This window comes from Haloechinothrix salitolerans (assembly GCF_042662605.1).
Taxonomy (GTDB): domain Bacteria; phylum Actinomycetota; class Actinomycetes; order Mycobacteriales; family Pseudonocardiaceae; genus Haloechinothrix_A; species Haloechinothrix_A salitolerans.
The window spans coordinates 5,010,721-5,029,904 of the sequence record NZ_JBHSXX010000001.1 but is presented as its reverse complement, the minus strand read 5'-3'; the positions used below and the strand labels follow the sequence as shown (position 1 = coordinate 5,029,904).

18 protein-coding genes and 4 pseudogenes are annotated in these 19,184 nt (G+C 58.2%); 16 read left to right on the top strand and 6 right to left on the bottom strand.

From position 1 onward, the window contains the following. Nucleotides 1–340 precede the first annotated feature (340 nt). Nucleotides 341–538: pseudogene (locus ACFQGD_RS23870) on the bottom strand (IS66 family transposase); the annotation flags it as partial. 151 nt (nucleotides 539–689) lie between these two features. Then, a pseudogene (locus tag ACFQGD_RS23865) lies at nucleotides 690–827 on the bottom strand (hypothetical protein); the annotation flags it as partial. On the opposite strand from ACFQGD_RS23865, the gene ACFQGD_RS23860 reads away from it, so the two are divergent. From ACFQGD_RS23860 to ACFQGD_RS23785, 16 genes and pseudogenes are all read left to right on the top strand, one after another. Further along, the gene (locus ACFQGD_RS23860; protein WP_345400286.1) at nucleotides 799–1,014 is read left to right on the top strand and encodes a hypothetical protein; all 216 of its coding nucleotides are present in this window, start codon (nucleotides 799–801) and stop codon (nucleotides 1,012–1,014) included. The pseudogene ACFQGD_RS23865 and the gene ACFQGD_RS23860 sit on opposite strands and share 29 nt — an antisense overlap. 219 nt (nucleotides 1,015–1,233) lie before the next feature. Next, the gene (locus ACFQGD_RS23855) at nucleotides 1,234–2,001 is read left to right on the top strand and encodes an SDR family NAD(P)-dependent oxidoreductase (RefSeq protein WP_345400289.1); all 768 of its coding nucleotides are present in this window, start codon (nucleotides 1,234–1,236) and stop codon (nucleotides 1,999–2,001) included. Beyond that, nucleotides 1,982–2,374 (top strand): Rieske (2Fe-2S) protein, encoded by a 393-nt coding sequence (locus ACFQGD_RS23850; RefSeq protein ID WP_390221099.1) that lies wholly within the window; start codon nucleotides 1,982–1,984, stop codon nucleotides 2,372–2,374. The genes ACFQGD_RS23855 and ACFQGD_RS23850 overlap by 20 nt, the downstream gene beginning before the upstream one ends. Next, entirely contained in the window at nucleotides 2,371–3,249 is an 879-nt protein-coding gene (locus ACFQGD_RS23845; protein ID WP_345400292.1) for a VOC family protein, read from the top strand. The genes ACFQGD_RS23850 and ACFQGD_RS23845 overlap by 4 nt, the downstream gene beginning before the upstream one ends. Before the next feature lie 41 nt (nucleotides 3,250–3,290). Continuing rightward, nucleotides 3,291–4,148 (top strand): alpha/beta fold hydrolase, encoded by an 858-nt coding sequence (locus ACFQGD_RS23840; protein ID WP_345400295.1) that lies wholly within the window; start codon nucleotides 3,291–3,293, stop codon nucleotides 4,146–4,148. A gap of 7 nt (nucleotides 4,149–4,155) precedes the next feature. Next, nucleotides 4,156–5,055 carry an acetaldehyde dehydrogenase (acetylating) gene (locus ACFQGD_RS23835; protein ID WP_345400298.1) on the top strand — a complete coding sequence of 300 codons (900 nt, stop codon included), beginning with the start codon at nucleotides 4,156–4,158 and terminating at the stop codon, nucleotides 5,053–5,055. A gap of 1 nt (nucleotide 5,056) precedes the next feature. Continuing rightward, nucleotides 5,057–5,353 carry a hypothetical protein gene (locus ACFQGD_RS23830; protein ID WP_345400301.1) on the top strand — a complete coding sequence of 99 codons (297 nt, stop codon included), beginning with the start codon at nucleotides 5,057–5,059 and terminating at the stop codon, nucleotides 5,351–5,353. Nucleotides 5,354–5,415: 62 nt separating this feature from the next. Then, nucleotides 5,416–6,605, top strand: a protein-coding gene (locus tag ACFQGD_RS23825; protein ID WP_390221019.1) for an IS3 family transposase whose coding sequence is annotated in 2 segments (ribosomal slippage) — nucleotides 5,416–5,668 and nucleotides 5,668–6,605 — 1,191 coding nt in all. Because the reading frame shifts where the segments join, the coding sequence is not laid out codon by codon here. 52 nt (nucleotides 6,606–6,657) lie between these two features. Then, nucleotides 6,658–7,395 (top strand): annotated as a pseudogene (dmpG, locus tag ACFQGD_RS23820) (4-hydroxy-2-oxovalerate aldolase); the annotation flags it as partial. Continuing rightward, complete coding sequence (locus ACFQGD_RS23815; RefSeq protein WP_345398894.1) at nucleotides 7,382–8,188, top strand: 2-keto-4-pentenoate hydratase; 807 nt, start codon at nucleotides 7,382–7,384, stop codon at nucleotides 8,186–8,188. The pseudogene dmpG and the gene ACFQGD_RS23815, both read left to right, overlap by 14 nt. A gap of 22 nt (nucleotides 8,189–8,210) precedes the next feature. Next, a pseudogene (locus ACFQGD_RS23810) lies at nucleotides 8,211–8,573 on the top strand (Rieske 2Fe-2S domain-containing protein); the annotation flags it as partial. A 223-nt stretch (nucleotides 8,574–8,796) separates the two neighbouring features. Beyond that, a complete protein-coding gene (locus ACFQGD_RS23805) occupies nucleotides 8,797–9,114 on the top strand; it encodes a hypothetical protein (protein ID WP_345398879.1) in 318 nt (105 codons plus the stop codon). Beyond that, a complete protein-coding gene (locus ACFQGD_RS23800) occupies nucleotides 9,114–10,208 on the top strand; it encodes an integrase core domain-containing protein (RefSeq protein WP_345398882.1) in 1,095 nt (364 codons plus the stop codon). The genes ACFQGD_RS23805 and ACFQGD_RS23800 overlap by 1 nt, the downstream gene beginning before the upstream one ends. Then, nucleotides 10,205–11,089 carry an RHO alpha subunit C-terminal catalytic domain-containing protein gene (locus tag ACFQGD_RS23795; RefSeq protein ID WP_345399232.1) on the top strand — a complete coding sequence of 295 codons (885 nt, stop codon included), beginning with the start codon at nucleotides 10,205–10,207 and terminating at the stop codon, nucleotides 11,087–11,089. Before ACFQGD_RS23800 ends, ACFQGD_RS23795 begins: the two co-directional genes overlap by 4 nt. Before the next feature lie 51 nt (nucleotides 11,090–11,140). Further along, entirely contained in the window at nucleotides 11,141–11,335 is a 195-nt protein-coding gene (locus ACFQGD_RS23790; RefSeq protein WP_345399229.1) for a ferredoxin, read from the top strand. A 1-nt stretch (nucleotide 11,336) separates the two neighbouring features. Continuing rightward, on the top strand, nucleotides 11,337–12,548 hold the full coding sequence (locus tag ACFQGD_RS23785) for an NAD(P)/FAD-dependent oxidoreductase (RefSeq protein ID WP_345399226.1): 1,212 nt from the start codon (nucleotides 11,337–11,339) through the stop codon (nucleotides 12,546–12,548). A 302-nt stretch (nucleotides 12,549–12,850) separates the two neighbouring features. Here ACFQGD_RS23785 and ACFQGD_RS23780 read toward each other — a convergent pair whose 3' ends face one another. The 4 genes from ACFQGD_RS23780 to ACFQGD_RS23765 all read right to left on the bottom strand — a co-directional run bounded on the left by ACFQGD_RS23780 (nucleotide 12,851) and on the right by ACFQGD_RS23765 (nucleotide 19,101). Beyond that, entirely contained in the window at nucleotides 12,851–13,516 is a 666-nt protein-coding gene (locus ACFQGD_RS23780; RefSeq protein ID WP_345399223.1) for a response regulator transcription factor, read from the bottom strand. Beyond that, complete coding sequence (locus ACFQGD_RS23775; RefSeq protein ID WP_345399220.1) at nucleotides 13,513–14,604, bottom strand: sensor histidine kinase; 1,092 nt, start codon at nucleotides 14,602–14,604, stop codon at nucleotides 13,513–13,515. The genes ACFQGD_RS23780 and ACFQGD_RS23775 overlap by 4 nt, the downstream gene beginning before the upstream one ends. Next, entirely contained in the window at nucleotides 14,604–17,954 is a 3,351-nt protein-coding gene (locus tag ACFQGD_RS23770) for an AAA family ATPase (protein ID WP_345399217.1), read from the bottom strand. The genes ACFQGD_RS23775 and ACFQGD_RS23770 overlap by 1 nt, the downstream gene beginning before the upstream one ends. Nucleotides 17,955–18,465: 511 nt before the next feature. Further along, nucleotides 18,466–19,101, bottom strand: coding sequence for an RNA polymerase sigma factor (locus ACFQGD_RS23765; RefSeq protein ID WP_345399214.1), 636 nt, complete (start codon nucleotides 19,099–19,101; stop codon nucleotides 18,466–18,468). Between the last annotated feature and the right edge of the window lie 83 nt (nucleotides 19,102–19,184).

Genomic DNA, 19,184 nt, shown 5'->3' with positions numbered 1-19,184 from the left:
TGATGCCGCTTCGGCCCGCAGAGTGCCTGTTCGGAGGCGTTGTTCGTCCATGGGACCGCATCCTCGTCTTCGAACTCGTCCGGACACGATTTTTGAGGTTCGTCGTGAACAGCCAGATCTGCTCGACCTTGTCTTTGAGTCGCTTGGCCAGCGTGTAGCCGGGATGGTTGCCGTTGTGCCAGTCCCGATGCCGGTTGGTGGTGATGCCCCACGCGACGGCCTCGTCGTAGCGTTGGCGCAGGTCGGCCAGTAGGTCGGGGGTCGAGCTGGTCGCCGTCGGCAGCGCGGGCGGCGTCAACGGCCTTGGCACCTCAGCGTCCCGCAGCACCTTCATGACCTTGTTGGCCCACTTCTGCCAGTTCGGGTGCAGCTCGAGTACGCCTTTGCAGTGGCGGATGATGTGCGCACAGCATTGCTGCACTCCGGCCAGATGCGCGTCGAACTGGTGCCAGCTGACGTAGTCGTCGCGCACCAAGAAGCCATGCCAGTCGTCGAGGACACCGAGGTCGGCGATCGAGGTCTTGGACCGCGACGGCATCGCCGCGTATCAGATCAGCTGCGCGTCAGGGCTGCGCAGCGTCACCGCGTGCGGCGCACCGGCCGCCTGTTGGCCGGTGTCGTCGTCGGTGTCGTTGGCCAGCACGTTTGACCGGGCTTTCGTCTCCGCAGAGCGCGTCTTCGCCGCGCAACGCTGCCTTCATCGCCTCGTCGAACCCCGTGGCGTCGAGCTTGTCGGCCAGGCGCTCGGCGGCGCGGGCCACGAACCCGGTGGAGGCCTCTACGCCCAGGAGGCTGTGGATGAGCATGGCGGTCCGTTCGACCGGCACGTTGCCCTCGCTGCCCAGCAGCACCGCCGCCGCGTTGAGGTTCGGCCCGTACGACACCGCCCCCACCTGCCCGAACGGCGGCGCGGCGGTGGTGATCGTGCCACAGCCGCAGCGGCGACGCGGCAGTCCCGGCACTCCGCTGGCGGCGTGGCCCGCTCAGTGCGGTCCGGATCCGCCGCGGGCCTGACTTGGCTCACGGATCGGTGTTCCACCGTGGACGGCGTCAGCACCGGCCCGGAAGATCCTCTCTCATGAAATACGTAGTTTACACGGAGTTAAGATCGCCTGTTTTTGGGCAACATCGATGTCCAATATCAGCAGATGGCTGTAGTAGTGGGAGTGTCACTCGATCACTAAGGGTGTGGTGTCGAGGACGGTCCTCTCATCGATGTGAGGAGCGTATGGCGTGACGAACAGGAATAGGTTGGCGATAGTTAGCGGAGGAACTTACGGCGTTGGTCGCGCGGTGGTTGGTGGTCTGCTTGAAGACGGGTTCCAAGTTGCGACGTTCAGTAACGATCCCGCGCAGGTGGATGCGCTCCGTGAAGAAATGGGAGATCGTGACGACATCCTGGTAGAGAAGACTGAAGTCCGTGATTTCGACCAGGTTCGAGGCTTTGTCGGCCGGGCAACCGAAAAACTTGGCCCAGTGCGGGTGCTGGTCAACAATGCCGCTATTAGACCGACTGGTTCATTGCTGGAAACGAGCGAAGAGACCTGGGACACTACAATTGAGGTTAATCTGAAAGGGCAGTTCCTGTTATGCCAAGCAGCAGTGCCGTCGATGATCGATTCCGGTGGTGGGGCTATTGTTAACTTCTCGTCGGTGTCCGCGCACGGAGGTGGTTCACATGTTGCCTACATCGCGTCTAAGGCAGGCGTGCTCGGCCTCACCAAATCATTGGCGTACGATCTGGCGAAGCACCGGATTCGTGTGAATGCGCTGGTGCCCGGATTTATATTGTCTGGGATGTCGGAGCCGCTTGTAGAAAACAAACCGGAATTGCTTGAAGCGGTTAAGGGAATGAACTGTCAAGGTCGAGTTTGCATGCCCGTCGACGTGTCCCAGACGGTGCGGTACTTGGTTTCCGACGCAGCAGACATGGTGTCTGGCGCTGTTATCGACGTAGGGCTTCTTCCTGGAATTTTCCCTGATGATGCGGCCTTGTTCTAAATGGTCAGCGATAAGGAGTACTAGTGCGATGGGTGACCATATATCACTCAAAAGCCAATGGGTGCCAGTTTGTCCGGTCGACGAATTAGGCGTCGGCGACCAGACGACTATTGAACTCGCGTCCGGTGAACAATGCCTTGTGATTAACTCTGACGGTGAACTGTTTGCGGTGAGTGCGCTTTGCACGCACCGAGCCTTAAGCCTGGCAGGAGGCATAGTGCAGCGGGGGGTGATCGTATGTCCGTGGCATCGCGCCCGATTCAACTTGGCGACTGGACAAGGATCCCGCCCGGCTAGTGGGCCGATCAAGACATATGAGGTTGCGGAAATAGACGACTATATTTGCGTTCGAGAGAGGGAAAACGAGTCATGAAGATCAGGTCTGTCGGATATGTTGGTGTAAATGCCACTGATATTGGTGCGTGGCGTGAGTACGCTGAGGGTGTTCTTGGTGTACAGGTGCAGTCGGACTCGGCTGACGATGGACTGTTGCTGAAAGTTGACGACTATCAGTGGCGCATCGCGGTCCACGAGGCTCAAACTGACGGTTTGGCGTATATCGGTTTGGAATTGGCGAACGCTCGTGATTTTGACACTGCCCTGGAAGAATTGCGAGAAGCTGGCGTGACCGTTCGGGTAGGTGACGATGAGGAGCTGAAAACGCGCTCGGTACGGAGGCTGGCCGCGTTCCAGGATCCGGCGGGAAACAATTTGGAAATCTATTACGGTCCTACCATTGACTACAATTTCATTTCGCCACATGGTGTTAGGTTCGTTACCGGCGAGATGGGGTTCGGCCACGCGGTGCTGATGATCGAAGCGGATAAGTATGAGCAGTGTCATGACTTCTATGTCCAGCAACTTGGATTTCGAGTGTCTGAGTATACGACATTGGGCCCGGCTGAGGTCTGCTTCCTGCACTGCAACCGACGGCACCACTCGATTGCTTTGGCACGCGCACCCGTTACGGCGTGTCAGCACATCATGTTGGAGGTCGAGGAATTGGACATGGTTGGCCAGGGGCTTGACCGCGCGCAGGATACGGGAGTTCCGATCACCACGTCGCTTGGTAGGCACCGAAACGACAACATGCTGTCGTTCTACATGCGGAATCCGAGCGGATTTGACCTGGAGTTCGGATGGGATGCGTTGCAAGTAGATGACGATACGTGGGTGGTATCAGATTGGGAAGGTGGGGATGTCTGGGGTCATCGCGGTCTTGAGTCGCTGCTGGATGACGAGAAGTAGCCAACGCGTAGGAAAACACTCAACTTCGTAAGGGACGTGCCATGGAGCAATCGTCGGTGGGACCGAAGGTAGATGAACAGTTCATCACGGTGTCAGGGATGAACATTCATGTGAGCGAGGCGGGCGTAGGCGAGCCTATCGTGCTGCTACACGGGGGCGGCCCCGGCGCCTCCGGAATGAGCAATTTTCGCACCAATATCGCTAACCTAGCGGCACGCTTTCGGCTCATTATCGTAGACCAACCAGGATTTGGTTCGTCGTCGAAAAGACTGCCAGAAGACCAGTCTTACTGGAAAACCTGTTCGCAGGTTGTACACGGTGTTATGTCGTCATTGGGCATCGAACAAGCCCACTTCCTCGGAAACTCGCTCGGCGGCGGAACGTCCTTGCAGTTCGCACTGGACTATCCGGACATGGTTGACCGGCTGGTCCTCATGGGCCCGGGTGGTGGGGCGGTTAACATCTTCACTCCAGGGGACATCATCGGTGGCGTCGCGGCGGCCGTGCGCCGGTTTTATGAATCGCCGACCGTGGAGAGCATGCGTGAGTTCGTGGACTTTATGGTGTTCGATCCCGCTACGGCATCTGACGACCTCGTGAAAGAACGCCTCGATGCCGCGAGCGATCCCGATGCGGAAACGTTCATGCTGCAGGTGTTCCATAAGCTCGCTAAAGACGCAGAGGCGGAACTATGGAAGCAAGTTGATCAGATTCAACACGAGACTTTGCTGATCTGGGGTCGTGAGGACCGCGTGTTGCCTTTAGATAGTTCATTCTTGATGTTTCATAGAATGAAGAACGTCCGGCTTGTTGTCTTCTCAGAATGTGGGCACTGGGTTCAGTCGGAGAAACAACCTGAGTTCGACAAACTGGTAACAAGCTTCTTGGCTGCGGAGTAACGTGTAAATGAATTCTACCATTTCATACAGTGGGCAACCACTTCGGGTTGCGATTCTGGGATCCGGAAATATCTCGACGGACCTCATGTACAAGGTGCTAGCCGAGCCTTCACTCGAACTCACCGCTATGGTGGGAATTGACCCGGCGTCCGAAGGACTTCGAAGGGCGTCTAATTGCGGCATTGCCACTTCGGCACAAGGCATCGACGGGCTGTTCGACCTACCTGAAGCTCCCGATCTCGTCTTCGACGCTACCTCGGCCGGAGCTCACCTGGCACACGCGGCCCGACTCGCGGACGCGTCAATTGCAAGTATCGACCTCACCCCGGCGGCGATCGGTCCGATGGTGATTCCTGCAGTCAATGGGGAAGAACACGACAGTGCCATGGAAATCAACCTGGTGAGCTGCGCGGCACAGGCTACCGTTCCACTCGTAGCCGCTGTCGCTCGAGCGGTTGGAACTCTTCACTATGCAGAAACAGTGTCCACTGTGGCCAGCAAGAGCGTAGGGCCGGGAACACGGCAAAACATAGACGAGTTCACTCACAAGACCCGCAAGGCCATTGAGACGATCGGCTGCGCCGAGACAGGCAAGGCCATAGTGATCCTTAACCCGGCGGATCCCCCCGTGGCGATGCGCAACACCCTCTATGCCGATGTGGCCGGACTGGACGAGGCGCGGTTACGGGGCGAGATTGAGCAGATGGCTGGGCGCGTGGCGGATTATGTTCCCGGCTACCGCGTCCGTGGGCCCGTGATCGATGGCAACAAGGTCACACTCTTCAACGAGGTTGAGGATGCAGGGCATTTCCTGCCTACCTATGCCGGAAATCTGGACATCATCACCGCCGCTGCGGTCCGAATGGCCGCGGAGCGGGCAGGCGTCGCAACGGAAGCGAGGATTTAAGATGGGGATTTCGCCTGGCACGAAGATTACCTATCTGGACACCAGCCTTCGGGACGGTAGTCACGCGGTCGATCACGAGATCTCCCCTGCGCAGGTTCGGCAGGTGGTAGGCGGGCTCGCGGCTTCCGGTGTGCAGTACATCGAAGTCGGCCATGGGGCGGGACTGGGAGGTTCCTCGCTGCTCCAGGGACGAGCGAGTTATCCGAACACGGAACTGTTCGATGCCGCTACGGAGGCGCTGGACAACGCCACTCTCTGCGCACTGATGCTGCCTGGTGTGGGCGTAATGGATGAGTGAGGGGCTGTTGATCTTCCGGACAGCGAACCCACTAGGGTTTTTGTTCGGAAGAGAGGAAGCCAGTGTCAAAGAATCGTCGGTCGTTTACTCCTGAGTTCAAGGAGGAGGCGGCGAAAATGGTGGTCGAGACGGGCCGCCCGGTGGCGTCGGTCGCGCGGGAGAACGGGCTGAACGAGCAAACGCTTCGTAACTGGGTGAACGACTACCGGAAGGCTCATGCTGCGGACGAGCCACCATTGACCGTGTCGGAGCGCGCGCGGCTGCGTGAGCTGGAGAAGGAAGTCCGTGAGCTACGGATGGAGAAGGAGTTCCTGGGAAAAGCCGCAGCCTTCTTCGCGAGCGAGTATCGGTGAACGAGAGGTACGAGTTCATCGAGGTGGAGAAGGGCGCAGTGACCGATACTGGCGAGAAAAAGTACACAGTGACCAAAATGTGCGAATGGTTGGGTGTGTCGAAGTCGGGATTCTATGAATGGCGTTGTCGGCCCAAGTGCGCGACGGCGCAGCGTCGCGCCTACCTGGCTCCGTTGATCACGAAGGTTTTCGACGATTCGGATGAGACCTACGGTCACCGGCGCGTCCACGCCCAGCTGCAGCGCCAGGGTGAGCGGTGCACCCCTGAGCTGATCCGCAGCATCATGCGTGAGCTGGGGCTCGAGCCTTGCCAGCCCCGTCCGTGGCGACTCGGCCTGACTGAGCCGTCTGCCAGCTTGCTGCCCGACCTCGTTGGCCGCGACTTCGCCGCATCCGCGCCCGGCGAGAAGATGGTTGGCGATATTACCTATATCCCTACGTGGGAGGGCTGGGTTTATCTCGCGACGGTCATCGACTGTCATACGAAGGGCGTTATCGGGTGGGCGATGGACGATAATTACCAGACGCCTCTCATCGAGAAGGCGATTCGCATGGCCGTACGCAACTATCCTATCGCACGCGGGGCGATATTCCACTCCGACCGTGGCAGCAATTACACTTCCGCCCAGTTTGCCAGCACGCTCCGATCATTGGGCATCAGGCAATCGGTCGGACGCACGGGAATATGCTATGACAATTCGATGGCCGAATCGTTTTTTGGTGCCCTGAAGAACGAGCGGGTTCACCGAGTGATCTACTCCACCCGAAAGAGGGCCAGGACAGATATTGCTGCCTATATCGAACTTAGATATAATAGTCGACGTCTCCATTCGGGACTCGACTATAAGGCCCCAAATGAGGTCTACAACGAGTACCTGAACCGGCAGCAAGCGGCATGAATTGACCCACTAAACAGCTGTCCGGAAAGATCGAGGCCGCTCAGAGGTACGCGAGGCGGTTCAGCATGGTGTGGGCGGCGTCCGAGTCGCGACACACGTCACGGAAGCGGATGTCGCCGAACAGCACCTTCGCTTGTGTCGCGATTTGGATCTAAAGACGTTTGGCTTCCTCATGATGACGCACCTGGCCCCGCCAGAAGTCATCGCCAAGCAGGCGCTGATCATGGAAGAGTCAGGTGCCGAGGTGGTGTACCTCGCCGACTCGGCCGGGTACCTGATGGAGCAAGATATCCGTGACCGGGTCGCCGCTGTTCGCTCCGCGATCGCCGGCGAGATCGGATTGCACGCCCACCGGAACCTGGAACTCTCGATTTCCAACAGTATCGCCGCTATCGACGAGGGAGCAACGTTTGTCGACGGCTCGCTTGGTGCGCTCGGTGCCGGGGCAGGAAATACGCCAGGTGAGGTGTTTATCGTGGTGATGCGGCGAATGGGGATCGAGACCGGTATTGATGAGTGGGAGATGATGCGTGTAGCAGAGGACATCGTACGGCCGATGATGAAGAAGCCTCAGATCGTTGATCATACCAGTCTTGTGCTCGGATATGGCGGAGTGTACTCGAGCTTTTTACACAAGGCGCAGGCGGCAGCCTCGAGGTACGCGCTCGATCCTGGCGAGATTCTGCTTGAAGCGGGCAGGCGCGGGGCTATCGGGGGGCAGGAGGATCTACTCGAAGACATCGCCTTCACGATGGCACAGACTCGGGAGGCCAGCGTTGCCGTCGCTTGATCAATCGACCCGTAGTCAATTGGCGGAAGAGTTGTGGAAGGCCGAGTGCGCCGGCACGCCCGTCGAACCGCTGACCGACCGTTACACCGACATGGACCAGGATGACGCGTATGGTATACAAGCTGCTATTGCCCAGATAAGAAAAAGCCTGGGCCATCACGTTACAGGAAAAAAAGTGGGCCTCACGAGCGTAGCGATGCAAGAGATGGCTGGAGTTCGCGAACCGGATTTCGGCCTCCTTTTCGACGTGATGGAAGGTTCGCACGGTGATGAATTCGATACCGGTTCCCTCATAGCTCCGAAAGTCGAACCTGAAATTGCTTTCGTACTCGGCAAGCGGATAGAGGGTGCGCGCGTGACCGTGCGGCAGGTCCTGGCAGCGATTGATTGCTTTTACCCGGCGCTGGAGATTGTTGACAGCCGTGTTGTCGATTGGAGAATCCGATGGCACGACACTGTGGCAGATAACGGCTCGTCGGCGCGGTTCGTATTAGGTGACCGCGCTTTCAAACCAGATGGTGTGGACTTCGCAGCCCTTAATGTTGTGTTGTCGCGTGATGGCCGCGAGGAATCGGCTGGGTGCATGCGCGAGGTGCTGGGTAGTCCCCTGTGGTCAGTGTGTTGGCTGATACGCAAACTCACCGCCTATGGGTCGGCGTTGGAAGCAGGCGATGTCATTCTTCCCGGATCGCCCTGTCGCGCAGTGGATGCGAATCGTGGTGACGTATTTAGCGCGGACTTCGGGTCGTTTGGATCGGTGACCGTCGGGTTTTCCGGCGAGCAAAAAAAATGAGACGCACAGAAAGGGTTGTCTTGTGAGTATTGGTTTTAGTGGTGTGGATAGTGTAGATGATTTGGTGGATTTTGAGAGGGGGTTGGTGAGTCGGCAGGTTTTTGCTGATCCTGGGGTTTATGAGTTGGAGTTGGAGCGGGTTTTCGCTCGGTGTTGGCAGTTTTTGGGGCATGAGTCAGAGATTCCTCGGTCGGGGGATTTTGTGAGTTCGTATCTGGGGGAGGATCAGGTGTTGGTGGTCCGTCAGGAGGACGGGTCGATCGCGGGGTTTCTGAATGCGTGTCGGCATCGGGGGATGCGGATCTGCAAGCTTGATTCTGGTAATGCGGCGGGCTTTTCCTGCAGCTATCACGGATGGGCGTACGACCGGCGGGGCAAGATCGTGGATGTTCCGTTCGGGGAGATGTATGAGAAGGCGCCGCTTGACGAGGGGTGGGCGGCGGTTCCGGTGGCGCAGATCGACAGCTATAAGGGGCTGATCTTCGGTACGTTCGATCCGGAGGCGCGTCTTGCGTCTGAGTTAGATGACCATTTGATCTTTGAAATACCCAGCCACGAAGCGGTGTGTCTGACCGTTCCGGAGGCTGATGATGACGTCCAATACGCCCATGAAGGCACGCAAGCAGCGACGGCTGCTCTCGCCGAGCCAGAAGTACGAGATGTATGTGTCGGTGCTGACTGGGCAGTGCACGCAGCGGGAGGCCGCGCAGAAGTGGAAGGTCGACCGCACCACGGTGACCACGATCTGCCGTACCGCCAAGCAGGGCGCGCTGACCGCGCTGTCGGCTCGGCCGGGCCGGCCGGGCAAGACAGTCGAGCAGCTGGAGTTGGAGGAGGCGCGGGCGGAGGCCGAGCGGCTGCGCGCCACGGTGACCGAGCAGGCGGTGGCGCTGCATCTGCACGAGGGAAAACCCGCCTGGGGCTGATGGCCGGCCCGGTCCCGGCGCGGGTGCACGCTGACGTGAAGGCCGGCCTACTCGAGTTGATCGAGCACGCCGTCGAGCGTGGCTGGTCGGCGCGGCGGGCATGTGACCGGCTGGGCCTGGAACACGGTCGCTACCAGGCGTGGCTGGCCCGCCAGGCCGCCGGGCGGCTGGACGACCTACCGCCGGGCGGGCATCCCCTGCACGGGATCCTGCCGGGCGAGCGGGCCGCGGTCGTGGAGCTGTTCGAGACCTGGGGCGAGACCGACCGTAGTCATCGCAAGCTCGCCCACCGCGGCTCGCGGATCGGACTGGTGCATGTCTCCGAGTCCACGGTGCGGCGGATCCTGGCCGCCGAACGGCTCGTTCTTCCTGGTCAGCCGCCCCGCGAGCCGATCGGTCGGGCGGAGTGGCCGCCCTGGCTGGAGTGGAAGCCCAACCGGGTGTGGGGTTACGACTTCACGCACTTCACCCGCGCCCGGGTCGCCGCGATCGCGATCCTCGACATCGTCTCCCGCAAGTGGATCACCACCCTGGTGTCGGCCGAGGAGTCTTCCACCCAGGTCGAGGTCGCCTTCACCGACGCGCTGGAGGCCGAGAACCTGTGGGCGGCCGCCGACGCCCGCGCGACCGACGCGCTGGTGGCCGCGCTGGCCTCCGGCGACCGCGACGCCGTCGGCACCGCGATCGGTGACGGGCAGCTGCCGTTGCTGCTGGCCATCAGCGACAACGGGCCGCAGATGCGCAGCCACACCACCCGCGAGTTCCTCGCCGGTGTGGCCATCGCCCGCCAGTTCGGACGGCCCGGCACACCGACCGATCAGGCGTGGATCGAGACGCTGTTCGGGCACGTGAAGGGCGAGTGGCCGCACCTGGAAAAGATCCGCGACCCCGGCGAGCTCGAAGCCGAACTCGAGCTCGTACGGGCCCAATACAACGGGGTCAGGCTGCACGCCGCCATCGGGTATGTCACGCCCGACGACGAACACGAAGGACGAGGTGACGCCATCCGCAAGAACCGACGCGACGGACTCGCCCAAGCACGCGAGAACCGCCTGGCATACCGTCGAAGCAGAGCACCTGAGGAGAACCAATGACCACGCACCGGCCGTGGCTGGGTATTTCAACCCGCGATTGGTCAATTAACTCAGACACACCTCAGGCGCCACCGTTACCGGAGTATTTGGGCGATATGCGACCGTATCTGGATGTCTTGGTGGACCGTCGAGAGGGCGGCACCGAGGTGGTCGGCGGGGTCAACAAGTGGATCATCGACGCGAACTGGAAGTTCGGCGCGGAAAACTTTGTGCAGGACGGGCACCACGCCTTTTCCTCGCATGTCTCGGCGCTGATGGCGATGCAACCGGACGATGCACCCGTTGCTGACTTCCCTGGCGGCTTCACGGTCACCCCTGGTGGAGGCCACGGACTCGTGGCCTCCGATGAGCCGGTGCTGGAGTTGTTGGCGCGGGATCCGGTGCTGCTGGATTACCACCAGAATGTGGTGCGCCCGGAGTCGGCGCGACGGCTGGGTGCTCATCGGGACGCGATTCATAATGTGGGGGCGTTCACGGTCTTTCCGAATTTCTCGTTCCTGACCGGGTTTCAGATCATTCGCGTATGGGTTCCGCGCGGGCCGCATCACATGGAGGTGCGGTCATGGACGCTCGTGGATCGTGACGCTCCGCAAGAGGTTAAGGACGCGCAGCTGCGGCTGGTGCGAACCACCTTCAGCCCGAGTGGCCTACTGGAGCAGGACGATGGTGAGAACTGGTCGATGTGCCAGGACACGCTGCGCGGTTATATCTCACGCAGGCTGAACAGCAATGTTCGGATGGGCCTGGACATGCCGATCGACAGCACCGCACCCGGGCCGGGCCGAGTCATGCCCGGCTGGAACGAAGAACCCGGTCGCGACTTCTTCCGGCAATACCGCCATCTCATGACCGACCCCACCCCCCACGCATGGACCACCTAACCCCAAGATCAATTCGGTTCCCGGAATTGTGAGAATTGAAGGACAGTGAAAATGAGGGTGACTCTGAATATCGCGAAGTGTGAATCATTTGCGAGTTGTGTCGTAGCTGCGCCCGAGGTCTTTGACCTGGATGAAGAGGAAAACGTCGCAGTTCTGCTGGACGAAAGTCCTCCCGAGGAAATGCGCTCAGCTGTCGAAGAAGCAGTCCGGTCATGTCCAGTGCAAGCTATCGCTTTGAGTGATTAGCATGGCTGCGCGGAAGATTCTCATCGTGGGTGCCTCGGTCGCGGGACTCTCGGCTGCAGAAACATTACGCCGGGAAGGCTTCGATGGCCAAGTCATCCTAATCAGCGAGGAGGCCCATCTGCCGTACGATCGGCCACCGCTGTCTAAGCAGATCTTACAGCACAGCATGTTACCCGAGGGTGCCTCGTTGCGAGAGCCGAGTCACTACAACGACCTCCGTCTTGACCTCCGTCTCGGTGCAGCTGCGACAGGTTTGGATGTGATCAAGCGGCAGATCTCGGTGGGAGAGGCCGCCGTGGAGTACGACTCGTGCTTGATCGCAGTGGGCGTGCGCCCCAAGCCGCTACCCGGCATCAACGCGATGAAGGGAGTCCACGCACTGCGAACACTCGACGACGCAATACGCCTGCGAGAGGAGTTACGTCCCTCGCGATCGGTTGTTGTCGTCGGCGGAGGGTTCATAGGCCTCGAGGTCGCCGCAAGCGCGCGCACTCTTGGGGCTGACGTCACGGTGGTGGAGCCGCTCGCCGCGCCACTCGCGCGCGTGCTCGGCACGGAAATTGGAACGCGTGTTGCTGACCTACATCGTCGACGAGGCGTGCGGCTCATCTGTGGAACCAGTGTTACTGGCGTCGTGGGTAGCGACTATGTCGAGCATGTTCGGCTCGATGACGGAACCCGCATCCCTGCCGACGTCGTCGTTGTCGGTGTCGGCTCTCTGCCGAACGTCGAATGGCTCCAATCGTCAGAGATCAAGCTGGACAACGGTGTACTCTGCGATGAGTTCTGCGAAACGTCCGTGTCCAACGTGTTCGCGGCTGGCGATGTAGCACGGTGGCGCGACGGTGTGTCCGGCCATCGCGTCCGGGTGGAGCATTGGACCAACGCGGTCGAGCAAGGCCGCGTAGCGGCACTCAATATGATCTCCTCAGCGCAGCACCCACCTACGGCGTACCGTCACATACCGTACTTTTGGTCCGACCAGTACGACACGAAGATCCAATTTGCTGGACGTTGGACTGACAACGACGAACTGTGCCTCCGTGAAGACCCGGACAATCGTCGGTTGCTCGGACTTCTCGGCGACGGCGACGTGTTGACAGGGGTGGTGACTTTCAACTGGGCGCGGCAAGCCGCATTTTTCCGTCGTCGAATGGCGCAGGGAACATCCTGGAGCGACGCTGTCGCGCTGGCGCGCGATGGCAGCACATAAGAACCGGATGGGTCGCGCGGCGAGGTGCTCGCTTGAGGGCGGGTCCTTTTCCCAAGAAATAAGGCCCTACCCCCCGGTTCCTGGACACGGGGCAGGATTACGCCGCTGATCGGGATGCCGTACACACACCGCCCTGCCCGACCTGACAGAAAGATCAACCCAACACACCGACGACTCAACACACCGACCAGAGTCACACCAGACCCACCCGCCCAACGGCACCAGCTGAATAGCTACCTCCCGATTCCCCACTTACGGGAATCCCAATCAAAACTTACGGGAATCCCAATCAAAGATTAAGCTCACAGTATCCCCTGAATCTTGGCTACGCGAATTAGTTCAGCACGACCATTCACATCAAGTTTTTGGTTCAGTTGAAATCTATAGCTTTCCACAGTACGGATGGACAGGAATAAGCACGTTGCTATCTCAGAATTGGTGTGACCAGCCGCCAGCAATTCCAACACCTCGCGTTCACGCGAGGTCAATTGAGTCGATGGCTCATTCCGTTCTGTGATGGATCTTGGGATGTATTGCTTACCACTAGCGACTTCCCGTACAGCTAGCGAAAGCTCGACCGCCGCAGCGTCCTTGGTTATGTAGCCTGATGCCCCGTGTGCGATAGCCGTCAGAACGAACGACCGTTCGTGGTGCATTGACACCATTAATATTTTTCCTTCAGGGTACCGGGCTTTCAGCAGTTCGATCCCATCGATCCCATTTATGCCGGAGCCCAAGGATATGTCAACGACGATGACATCGGGCGCAAGTGTACCCACAATCTCAGCGGCGTCCTCAATCGATGCAACATCGCCGACTACTGCAAGATCTTTGTTGTCATCGAGGATGCGTCTTGCTCCTTCCCGAAATAGGAGGTGGTCATCGCAAAGTAATACCGTCAATTTACCCTCGTTTGCCCGCTCGTTTGGTTCGGATGTTTTCCGTATCATCGTTCCGTACACACTCATTCGCTGGCGAAAGTAAGGGGAAGATCCACCTGGATCGTGGTGCCTGACGGCTGATTATTGTTTATCGAGATCCTACCGTCCAACATCTCCGTTCGTTGGCGCATGCCCGCCAATCCGAAGCCGTCTCGCGTCGTCGTCGTTGCCAGAAAACCACACCCATCGTCCGCAATCGTCGCGGATAACCACGAAGCGTTAAGTGTCAACGTGATAACGCAATGACGTGCTTCGGCGTGTTTCACTACATTTGTAATCGCCTCCTGAATAATTCGAAAACAAGCAACTTGAATCGAATGAGGAACATCGTTGTACGATAAGTCATACCCACCGCCAGCAACGCCGAAAGAGCACTCTATTTCTAGGTCATTTCGAGCTTGTACTCTTTCTGTCAAGTCACGAACGGCGGCACAAATGCCAAACTCGATGAGTGCTGTCGTGGAGTTCTCATAGACGAGTTCACGCACAACGGCATTACATTCTTGCAGCTGTTCGAAGATCCACGACGCTGTTTCGTACTGCGACTCGGCATGCATCTGTCCGGTAGTCTTCTGCAGTCGCTTGGCTTCAATCAGGAGGGCGGACAGGCGCTGACCCACATCGTCATGCAAGTCCGCAGCAAGACGGGTACGGAACAGTTCTTCGCTCATGATCAATGAGGCGGACAATGCGCCCGCAGACCGCTCCGCCTCGAGCCACAGTTCCAGACAGTCTCTGATAAGTACGGTGACGCGACGTTCATCGGCATTCAATCGCGTTCCGCGTTCGTGTCGTGTGACCAGCATCGCACCTGCGCGTCCGCGTATTTGCAATACCATGAACCTAGCCAGCCGCGGCGGGCGGGTTTGAAGTCGGACGTATGTGCCGTCCTCGTTATTAAGATGTCCCTTTTCACGGAGCCACGTCAAATCGCCTGAGGGTATTGAACCCGCAACCACACGGATCGGTACGTTCGGCGTAGCAGGCACGTCAAGGAATGCCGCATCATCTGCTCGAACGGCAGCGGCAATCAGTGATATGACGATGGTAATGGTTGCTTCTGGATCGCTATTGACCACAGTCGCCGACGCTTGATCGCTAAACACCTGGCTCATCACCGCCGCACCTTCGGTGCATAAGAATGTCGAACAATCGAGCCCAGTTGGCGCACCTCATGCCTGACGTGCTCCCTTTCGGTACGATAAGCAGCACCTATCATAAGGGCGATGCTGATTCGCCGTATTGCATGGAATGCCCACCGCCGAGCGCTCGTACTGCCTGGTGGTGACGTCTCAGCTCGCCAGCGCGCAACCGTCACACGCCATGATACCACGGGAGCCACGTAGGCATTCATCATACGGCGCCGACGCATCTCCAAGGCCGCTTGGTCCAGCACATCACTGGCTGCCTCGATCTCATCCTGGCCCAGCAGTTTGAGGGCGTGGCCCAACAGGTAGCTGACGAACGACTGCGAATCGTAATCGGAGTGGACATCCGCCACGGGTGAATCGTTAGCATCCTCACCGTCGGAGGCAAGGATAGAGATGTAATGGGCTATCGTGGCTGCCTGGCGATCGCCAATCGCGTTGGCAGATCTAGCTACCCTGTCAGCCTCAATACGGGCGCCGTCAGCATCGCCAAGTCGGTACATTGCGTAGGCGCGATGCCACCTAGCCGTGTTCACCTCCCAGCGATCGCCTGTGCGATCAAAATAGTCAATCGCCGTAGTCAGGAACTCGAGACCATGCTGGTAATCAGCGGATACCACAAGCGCAACTCCGTACAAATGCATTGCGTGGGCATCTCCCCATTTGTCTTCGTGGTGGCTACGGATTAAACACGCACGCTCACCGTATCGGACGGCTCGGCGAGTTAGTCCGACTAGCGCCGCGCAGATGACAGCGTGCGTCGAATACGCATGGGCTCGTTCCGGGCTATCATCTGCGCAATTTCTCGCAGCGCTCATTTCCCGCGTCTGAGCCCATACTCCTCTGATGGAGTTGTAGAACCACCAGCAATAGGTCAAGTTGCCATATATAGTGGCCTTGAGTTTGGTGTTCTCCAAGTCGCGTTCGCCAAAACGGCGCCGCAATAGACTGAGCCAACCGAACGGCCATCCAGCAAGTTCTTTGACGACTTCCATGGCGAAACGGTAGTCAGAGCGTGGAGGACGCTCACCCAGCATGCTAAGTGCTTGAAGAAAGTACTGCTCGGCATGGTGGAGCTCGCCAAGCTTGAAGTGCGTTTCACCAATCAACCGCACCACTCGGGCCTTGGCGACAACGTTACGGTCCGGGCACTCCCCAACGGATCGCTTGAAGGTGGCGAGTGCATCGGCGTAAGAGCCATCGAGCATCAGAACCTCGCCCATCTCGTATAATAGATCATATCTCGTGCGAGCAGAGAGTGCGATTTCATAATATTTACGCGCAGTATCCAAGCTGTAGCGGTTTCGAGCGTTCCGCGCCGCCTTAATAGCGTACGGGTGCGCGGATGCGAAATCTCCCGAGCGCGCGAGATGGAATGCCAACGCGAACGCGTCGGTGTCGCCCAATTCGACCATCGCACGTGCGACATCGCCATGGACTATCGCCAGTGGTGGTGCAGTGTTCATGGTAAGCAGTTCATCACGCACAGTGTCATGGCTGAACCTAAACATGAGTGCCGTTCGATGCGTTGAAGGACCCTGCGGATCCTCATGCAACAAGTCGTGCCGACTCAATTCGGAAATAGCCTGACGGCAAGCGATTTGTGACGTATCCGAAGCCCGCGCAAGAAGATCAACGGACCCGCGGAAGCCGATCACCGCCGCCACTCGGAGTATCGAGCGAATATGAATAGGAACAGACCTCAGTCTTGTAGAAAGAACTGAGGGCGGGACTGGCAGCACCCTTCGGGCTCTCCACCCTTCCGGTCCTGGCACCACCGCCCCGTTGTCGATAAAGAATCGGATGACATTCTGAGCGAGCAACGGGCTACCACGTGCCCATTTCACTACAGCCTGTACGACGGAATTGTCGATCTTTCCGGTCATGGATAGCAGCATTCTTCTCATGGCGCTGGAGGAAAGCGGCTCGACTCGGATCACATGGTCCGGCTCGAACAACGCATTTCCGGATACATTCGCCTCGGGGCTGCGGCTTACCAGAGTAAATAGCACACCTCGCCCGATTAAGTAGCTCGATCGTATAACGTGGCCCAGGAAGCGGGTGTCCTCTTGACGAGCGAACTGACAGTCATCAATGATGACTACCACTGGTCGATCCGAGTTCGCGAGCCTGCCAAGGCTCGTAGCAACTTCACGCGCAATCACCTCGATGTCCAGTGTGGGTGTTCTCTGCCGGTCGTCATCACCGGCAATACCATCCACCCAATCTAGGAGGTCCTTGTCGATCGTCGTGTTATCGCGTAAATTCCATACAAGTCGGGCGATCAGTGCGTGCGGACGCAACGCGACGTCGGGCGTACTTTTCAGATAAATGATCTTTCCGTTTTGTTCCGCTTCTACCCAGCGGGCGAACTGCATTGCCAGGCGAGTTTTGCCAGCACCCACTCGCCCGTCAACCCAAACACTTTGAGACCTCAGGTCTCGAGCGTTGTCCAGCGCTATCGTGAGCTTATGCCACTCCTTCGGTCTGGCGACGAATGTGGGATACGTTAGCTCGTCACGGGTATCGTCGTGACCTACACTGACGCCGCGCAGAGATCCAGAACGAACCGCTTCCCTTAGCGTTTCAAGATCTCTCACGGCCGCACTAAGTTGATTGTACGAGCCATCAATGCCAGCGAGGCGGCCCAATACCGCGCGGAGCGTCATGTTCACGTGCTGATGGAACAGAGTTCGCGTCGACACGTCCACCGCAGACACGCGTTCGAATGCGTTCAGTAGTACTGCCGAAAGACGTGCAGTATCGTCAGCATATGTTCCGAATATGGGAGAGATGGTATTCTGTTCCTTGTAGTCGAGAACGCCAGACAGCCGAGTAATCCCGTAATCGACCAAAGCAACTTTTTCAGTCCCAAGAATGAAATTAGTGCCTTTGATGTTCTCGTGCGCTATCCCGAGCATGTGAAGGGTTTTCAGAGCACGAACAATGTCTATCGAAACAGCCAAGAAGGAATGCATGTTCGGGATCGAATCGACGAACCATTCATCAAATGTTTTTCCCAGCACGTATGGTCGGCTAATGAACGCGATCCTCCCGACTCGGGAAATACTGATCTCCGGCACGAGTATCCCCGATTCGAGCTGAGTGGTGCGCAACTTCGAAGCAGCATACCGAAAATATCGGGACAGTTCCGCGCTACAACTACGAGCAGGAACTATTCTGACAAGCACCGGGACACCGGCGTCGAGATCGTCCGCAAGTAGTAGTCCGGATTCATGCCCCTTGGCGAGCACTTGTGTGGTCCGGAACTTATCCGGAAGGCGGTCTGAGATCATTTCGCCACCATTTTCGATCATCAGCTACGGCAAACAGCGACCGAGATCATCCGGTGGGGGAAGTAGTGGTGGCAGGATCATCGTTAGGCAGGCAGGCTGTGCATGCCGTAAAGCCCTCCTCTTGTGCCTCATCGAGGCTAATCACGTTGTCTGGGAGACCCTCGAGGAGACTACAGTCGGCGACATGGTATCTCCTCCGCCCGGATACTACGCGGACGAAGGAAGGTTGTTCTCTCGCACGAGAAGGACCGCGGCGCCCTCGATCTGTTTCTCCGCCCACATCAGCCACAGCGGCCGTGTCTGACTGTCCATCGTCCTTGTTTGCGATTTTGCTACCCTTAGCGCTACCCGAATACCACCCCTTCCAAAACCGTGTCCACACCAACACACACACACCCACCAGACTGAGAACGAGAGTAGTGTAGGTGGCAATGATCTGGTCCAACACAAAACTGGCGATCAGGCTGCCGAGCGATCCCAGCACTAGGAGTCCGGTCAGCATAGCAATTCTCCTTGGTAACTTTACGGTAAATCATGGATAAGCAAGTTCGCGTTCCAGCAATTCGGACAGTTTGCAGACTCCTCGATGTTGCAATTGGCGGATTGCCTGTTCGCTTCGCTCCATCATTACAGCAGTCTCTCGAACCGACATACCGAATTCGAAACGTAATCGAATGCAGATTCGCTGACCCGAAGTCAGCTTATTGACACAACGCCATAACGTCTCTCGACGGTCCAGTTTGAATACCTGCACTTCAGCGCTCTCGCCGACGATACAATTATCTGTGATCTCGTCGATCAGGACTTCCCTTCGACGCCGTCTCGAGGAATAGAAGTCTCGAACAATGTTCTTTGCGATCGTAATTAGCCAAGCGCGGAGTGTGTTACCTTGATACTGTACCGAATGTATTGCCGAATAGGCGCGGATAAATGTCTCACTGACAAAGTCTTCCGATAGTCTCTGATCGGATATTCGAGCCAGAATATATCGATACACATCATCGACGTAAAGGGTATACACGCGACCGAAGGCATCGGCGTCGCCCGATTGGGCGGCGGTAACCAGCGCCCAGATGTCCGCGCTCGTGGTATTCGATGCGACTGCCCCAGGTGGCGCCAGCGATGATCGTCGACTGGCGCCAGGCCAACTCAGGTCGACGCGAGTCATCGCGGTCACTCTCCGTGTGTCCAGTAGTGATTGGGTGGTTGATCAAGTTGGTTGGGCGATGGCTGATTCGTAAGCTCGTCGTC

Coding starts and splice junctions, on each gene's coding strand:
- ACFQGD_RS23860 (WP_345400286.1), top strand. CDS start 799: ATGAGCATGGCGGTCCGTTCGACCGGCACGTTGCCCTCGCTGCCCAGC.
- ACFQGD_RS23850 (WP_390221099.1), top strand. CDS start 1,982: ATGATGCGGCCTTGTTCTAAATGGTCAGCGATAAGGAGTACTAGTGCG.
- ACFQGD_RS23845 (WP_345400292.1), top strand. CDS start 2,371: ATGAAGATCAGGTCTGTCGGATATGTTGGTGTAAATGCCACTGATATT.
- ACFQGD_RS23840 (WP_345400295.1), top strand. CDS start 3,291: ATGGAGCAATCGTCGGTGGGACCGAAGGTAGATGAACAGTTCATCACG.
- ACFQGD_RS23835 (WP_345400298.1), top strand. CDS start 4,156: ATGAATTCTACCATTTCATACAGTGGGCAACCACTTCGGGTTGCGATT.
- ACFQGD_RS23830 (WP_345400301.1), top strand. CDS start 5,057: ATGGGGATTTCGCCTGGCACGAAGATTACCTATCTGGACACCAGCCTT.
- ACFQGD_RS23805 (WP_345398879.1), top strand. CDS start 8,797: ATGAAGGCACGCAAGCAGCGACGGCTGCTCTCGCCGAGCCAGAAGTAC.
- ACFQGD_RS23800 (WP_345398882.1), top strand. CDS start 9,114: ATGGCCGGCCCGGTCCCGGCGCGGGTGCACGCTGACGTGAAGGCCGGC.
- ACFQGD_RS23795 (WP_345399232.1), top strand. CDS start 10,205: ATGACCACGCACCGGCCGTGGCTGGGTATTTCAACCCGCGATTGGTCA.
- ACFQGD_RS23790 (WP_345399229.1), top strand. CDS start 11,141: ATGAGGGTGACTCTGAATATCGCGAAGTGTGAATCATTTGCGAGTTGT.
- ACFQGD_RS23785 (WP_345399226.1), top strand. CDS start 11,337: ATGGCTGCGCGGAAGATTCTCATCGTGGGTGCCTCGGTCGCGGGACTC.
- ACFQGD_RS23780 (WP_345399223.1), bottom strand. CDS start 13,516: ATGAGTGTGTACGGAACGATGATACGGAAAACATCCGAACCAAACGAG.
- ACFQGD_RS23775 (WP_345399220.1), bottom strand. CDS start 14,604: ATGAGCCAGGTGTTTAGCGATCAAGCGTCGGCGACTGTGGTCAATAGC.
- ACFQGD_RS23770 (WP_345399217.1), bottom strand. CDS start 17,954: ATGATCGAAAATGGTGGCGAAATGATCTCAGACCGCCTTCCGGATAAG.
- ACFQGD_RS23765 (WP_345399214.1), bottom strand. CDS start 19,101: ATGACTCGCGTCGACCTGAGTTGGCCTGGCGCCAGTCGACGATCATCG.